Raw genomic sequence first — 264 nt, 5'->3', positions numbered from 1 at the left:
AGCAAGTTAAGAACAACGTCGATAATGCAAACAAGGATAAGTTCCCAGCTGGCACAGATGTGACAGTAGGTGATGACGGAACAGCTACAGTAAATTACCCAGATGGTTCAAAGGACACCATTCCAGGTGACCAATTAGTTCAAGGCCAAAAGGGCGATACAACTGATGCTGGTAACATTACGCCAACTGTTCCAGGCGGCAAGGTAACCGTTAAGGATCCAAGTCACTTAACTGATGATGAAAAGAAGCAAGTTAAGAACAACG

1 pseudogene is annotated in these 264 nt (G+C 44.3%); it reads left to right on the top strand.

The features are described 5' to 3' along the window. Positions 1-264 (top strand): annotated as a pseudogene (locus CP366_RS10595) (hypothetical protein); the annotation flags it as partial.

The organism is Lactobacillus sp. UMNPBX15 (assembly GCF_002553785.1).
Taxonomy (GTDB): domain Bacteria; phylum Bacillota; class Bacilli; order Lactobacillales; family Lactobacillaceae; genus Lactobacillus; species Lactobacillus crispatus.
The sequence above is the reverse complement of the archived record's forward strand: the minus strand, read 5'-3'. Positions and strand labels throughout refer to the sequence as shown.